The organism is Kitasatospora sp. NPDC057542 (assembly GCF_042801945.1).
In the GTDB taxonomy this organism is placed as follows: domain Bacteria; phylum Actinomycetota; class Actinomycetes; order Streptomycetales; family Streptomycetaceae; genus Kitasatospora.
In genome coordinates, this window is the sequence record NZ_JBHVFE010000629.1 from 1 (window position 1) to 4,165 (window position 4,165).

5 protein-coding genes are annotated in these 4,165 nt (G+C 74.1%); 3 read left to right on the forward strand and 2 right to left on the reverse strand.

Translation table 11 applies throughout. The features are described from left to right. Positions 1 to 35 precede the first annotated feature (35 nt). Both ACFU7Y_RS41090 and ACFU7Y_RS41095 read right to left on the reverse strand, forming a co-directional pair. The gene (locus tag ACFU7Y_RS41090) at positions 36 to 554 is read right to left on the reverse strand and encodes a DUF3515 family protein (protein WP_224278610.1); all 519 of its coding nucleotides are present in this window, start codon (positions 552 to 554) and stop codon (positions 36 to 38) included. Positions 555 to 637: 83 nt separating this feature from the next. After that, positions 638 to 871 (reverse strand): Lrp/AsnC family transcriptional regulator, encoded by a 234-nt coding sequence (locus tag ACFU7Y_RS41095; RefSeq protein WP_224278608.1) that lies wholly within the window; start codon positions 869 to 871, stop codon positions 638 to 640. Positions 872 to 1,078: 207 nt separating this feature from the next. Here ACFU7Y_RS41095 and ACFU7Y_RS41100 point away from each other — a divergent pair, with 207 nt between their 5' ends. The 3 genes from ACFU7Y_RS41100 to thiD all read left to right on the forward strand — a co-directional run bounded on the left by ACFU7Y_RS41100 (position 1,079) and on the right by thiD (position 4,126). Beyond that, positions 1,079 to 2,044, forward strand: coding sequence for a thiamine-phosphate kinase (locus ACFU7Y_RS41100; protein ID WP_380771508.1), 966 nt, complete (start codon positions 1,079 to 1,081; stop codon positions 2,042 to 2,044). A gap of 159 nt (positions 2,045 to 2,203) precedes the next feature. Further along, the gene (locus tag ACFU7Y_RS41105; protein WP_224278605.1) at positions 2,204 to 3,229 is read left to right on the forward strand and encodes an ATP-dependent 6-phosphofructokinase; all 1,026 of its coding nucleotides are present in this window, start codon (positions 2,204 to 2,206) and stop codon (positions 3,227 to 3,229) included. A gap of 123 nt (positions 3,230 to 3,352) precedes the next feature. Further along, entirely contained in the window at positions 3,353 to 4,126 is a 774-nt protein-coding gene (gene thiD / locus ACFU7Y_RS41110; protein ID WP_224278603.1) for a bifunctional hydroxymethylpyrimidine kinase/phosphomethylpyrimidine kinase, read from the forward strand. Positions 4,127 to 4,165 lie beyond the last annotated feature (39 nt).

The following is a 4,165-nucleotide window of genomic DNA, read 5'->3' on the forward strand; positions in this document are numbered from 1 at the left end:
CGGTACGTCCCGTCAGGCCCGGGCCGTCGCCCGGCTCAGCCCGGGACGTTGGCCTTGACCGCGCCGCTCAGGGCGGCCGCCGGGTCGAAGGGGTTCTGCGCGGCCCCGGCCGGGACGGTCACCTCGACGTAGGCGGCGCGCATGGTCGTCACGAAGCGGTAGCCGCCGTCGGCGAGCTTCTGCGACCACCAGGTGACGCCGTCGACGCTCGGGGACCAGTCCGCGGCGTGATCGCCGTCCAGCTCCTCCGGCCGGTCGATGCCGCAGCGCAGCACCGTCCGGGGCGAACCGCCCCAGGCGGCCACGTACGGCGAGGCGGGCGACGGGTCCCTGCGGGCGTGCCCGAGCAGTTCGGCGGGCAGCGCGGCGGCGAGCGAGCGGCAGTACTCGGCCGCCCTGCCGCTCGGCCGAGGGACCTCGACCTTCGGGTCGGCCGGGCCCCAGCTGCCGACCAGCACCACGACCGTGCAGGTCAGCGCGACGGGCAGGGCCAGCCAGCGAACCGGGGCCGGCAGGGCGGTCAGCGCCTTGGGGACGCGCAGTTCTCTGGCCACCCGCCGATGGTATCCGGGGCTCGGGACCTGTCGTCGCACTCCGACTGCGGGGCGCCCGACGACAGGCCCCGGGCGTCCCGGACCTACAGGTGCACCACGGGACAGGTGAGGGTGCGGGTGATGCCCTCGACCTTCTGGACCTGGGCCACCACCATGCGGCCCAGCTCGTCGACCGTCTCGGCCTCGGCCTTGACGATCACGTCGTAGGGGCCGGTGACGTCCTCGGCGGTGAGCACGCCGGGCATCTCGGAGATGGTCCCGGCCACGGCGGTGGCCTTCCCAACCTCGGTCTGGATCAGGATGTATGCCTGTACCACGAGGACCTCCCGGCGGCCGGTTAAGGGGGATCGCCGCCGTGATCACCCGGTCAGGCGTGTGGGTGGGTGAGCTCACCGGCAGGCTGATCACCACGCTACCGCGCAGCGGGCCGGGGAGGGGAGACCCCGAGGCCCCCGAAGGGCGTACGCTGCGCGCGGGGGAGCGCGACGGGGACCGAATCGGATGGAAACGCGAGAGGACGGCAGATGCAGGGGACCGTGGGCGAGCTCGGCGAGTTCGGCCTCATCAGGGAGCTGACCGCCCGGGTACCGCTCACCGACGCGGTCGACCTCGGCCCCGGTGACGACGCCGCGGTGGTGCGGGCTCCGGACGGCCGGGTGGTGGCGACCACGGACATCCTGATCGAGAACCGGCACTTCCGCCGGGACTGGTCCACCGCCTACGACGTGGGCCGCAAGGCCGCCGCCCAGAACCTCGCCGACGTGGCCGCGATGGGGGCGGTGCCGACCGCCATACTGCTCGGCCTGGTCGCCCCCGCGGACCTGCCGACCACCTGGGCCACCGAGTTGATGGACGGACTGCGCGACGAGTGCCAGGTGGCCGGGGCGACGGTGGTCGGCGGCGACGTGGTGCGCGGCGACACCGTCACGCTCGCCATCACGGCGCTCGGGGACCTCCAGGGGCGTGCGGCGGTGACACGCGCCGGTGCGCAGGTCGGCGACGTGGTCGCGGTGACCGGCTGGCTCGGCTGGTCGGCCGCCGGCCTCACCGTGCTCCAGCGCGGCTTCCGCTCCCCGCGCGCCTTCGTCGAGGCGCACCGCCGTCCCGAACCGCCGTACCACGCGGGTCCGGCGGCGTCCGAGCTGGGCGCGACCTCGATGATCGACGTGAGCGACGGGCTGGTCGCCGACCTCGGCCACGTGGCCCGGGCCAGCGCGGTGGACATCGACCTCAGGGCCGCCGACTTCGACGTCCCGGCGCAGATGGCCGACATCGGCCAGGCGGTCGGGGTGGACCCGTTGGTCTGGGTGCTCTCCGGAGGCGAGGACCACGCGATCGTGGCCACCTTCCCGCGCGGGGTCCAACTCCCTGCCCGCTGGCGGGTGGTGGGCGAGGTGACCGGCCGTCCGGCGGGCAGCCGCGGCGGCCGGGTGACGGTGGACGGCGCGCCCTGGGACCGGGTCGGCGGCTGGGACCACTTCGCCGAGTAGCGCGCGGCCCGCGCGGATCCCCGTACGGTGGGCGGCGCGTGACGTCCCGGCGTGCGGGGGGACGGGCGTCGCGGGTGCGTTTTGCGTACGCTGGCGGCATCCCAGCCCGCCCGTCCGGCGCGGGTGGTCCGAACCACGGCGAGCGGGAGCACACCAGACATGCGGATCGGTGTACTGACCAGCGGCGGCGACTGCCCCGGCCTCAACGCGGTGATCCGCTCGGTGGTGCACCGGGGCACCGACGTCCACGGGGACGAGATCGTCGGCATCCTGGACGGCTTCCTCGGGCTGATCGAGGGCCGCACCCGGACGGTCTCGCACGACGACGTCACCGGCCTGCTCACCCTCGGCGGCACCATCCTGGGCTCGGCCCGGGTGCGGCGGGACCGGATCGCCTGGGCGGTGGAGAACGCCGAGGCGCTGGCCCGGGAGATCGGCATCGACGCGCTGATCGCGATCGGCGGCGAGGGGACGCTGACCGCCGCCAAGCAGTTCAGCGACGCCGGACTGCCCGTGGTCGGGGTGCCGAAGACCATCGACAACGACATCGAGGGCACCGACGTGACCTTCGGCTTCGACACCGCCGTGCACGTCGCGACCGAGGCGATCGACCGGCTGAAGACCACCGCCGAGTCCCACCAGCGCGTCATGGTGGTCGAGTTGATGGGCCGGCACACCGGCTGGATCACCCTCACCGCGGGCATGGCGGGCGGTGCGCACGGCATCCTGATCCCGGAGAAGCCCTTCGACATCGAGGCGGTGGCCCGGATAATCGAGGACCGCTTCGCGCGCGGCAAGAAATTCGCCATCATCGCCGTCGCCGAGGGCGCCTCCCCGGTGCCCGGCACCATGCGCTTCGACCACGGCGAGGTCGACCAGTACGGCCACCGGACCTTCGGCGGGATCGGCAACCGGCTCGCCCACGAGCTGGAGAACCTGCTCGGCAAGGAGGCCCGCCCGGTCATCCTCGGCCACGTCCAGCGCGGCGGCACCCCGACCGCCCGGGACCGGGTGCTCGCCACCCGGTTCGGCTGGCACGCGGTGGAGGCCGTCCACCAGGGGGCGTTCGGGCACTTCACGGCGTTGCGTCGGACCGGCATCGAGCTGCTGCCGCTCGGCGACGCGGTGACCCGGCTGAAGACGGTGCCGAAGGACCGCTGGACGGAGTCCGAGGCGGTGCTCTGAAACCGCGCGGGTAGGTTGGGGCCCATGGCCCTCCCGTCTCCCACCCCAGCCCTCGGCCGACTCTCCCCCGGACTCCGTCCGGGGGCACCCCCATCGGGCGGCCCCTCCGAGGCACCTCCCCGCGTGCTCACCGTCGCCGGCTCCGACTCCGGCGGCGGCGCCGGCATCCAGGCCGACCTCAAGACGATGCTCGCCCTCGGCGTCCACGGCATGAGCGTGATCACCGCCGTCACCGCGCAGAACTCGCTCGGCGTCCAGGGCTACTGGGAACTGCCCGCCGAAGCCGTCCGGGCGCAGTTCCGCAGCGTGGTGGACGACATCGGGGTGCAGGCCGTGAAGACCGGCATGCTCGCCTCGGTCGAACTCGTCGAGACCGTCTCCGAGCTGCTCGCCGGGGTGGACGCCCCGGTGGTGGTCGACCCGGTCGGGGTCTCCAAGCACGGAGACGCGCTGCTGGTCGCCGAGGCCGTCGCCACCGTCCGCGAGAAGCTGCTGCCGGTCGCCACCCTGGCCACCCCCAACCTGCACGAGGTGACCCAGCTCACCGGGCTGACCGTCGAGGACGAGTCGCAGATGCTGGAGGCCGCCAAGGCACTGGTCGACCTCGGGCCGCGCTGGGCGCTGGTCAAGGGCGGCCACCTGGCGGGCGAGGCCGCCGACCTGCTGTACGGCGGACCGGAGGAGGTGCACTGGTTCCGGGCGCCGCGCTACGACAACCGGCACACCCACGGCACCGGCTGCACCCTGGCCAGCGCGATCGCGGCCGGCCTGGCCAAGGGCGAGCCGCTGCCGCAGGCGGTGGCCTCCGCCAAGGAGTACATCACCGGCGCGATCGCCGGGGGCTTCGCCCTGGGCGCCGGCATCGGCCCGGTCGACCACGCCTGGCGCTGGCGCTGAGCACCCCGGAAAAACGATGGTGGGCGGGCTCCTCAGGGG

Excerpts from the sequence above, each read along its gene's own strand:
- ACFU7Y_RS41100 (WP_380771508.1), top strand. The coding sequence starts at position 1,079 with ATGCAGGGGACCGTGGGCGAGCTCGGCGAGTTCGGCCTCATCAGGGAG.
- ACFU7Y_RS41105 (WP_224278605.1), top strand. The coding sequence starts at position 2,204 with ATGCGGATCGGTGTACTGACCAGCGGCGGCGACTGCCCCGGCCTCAAC.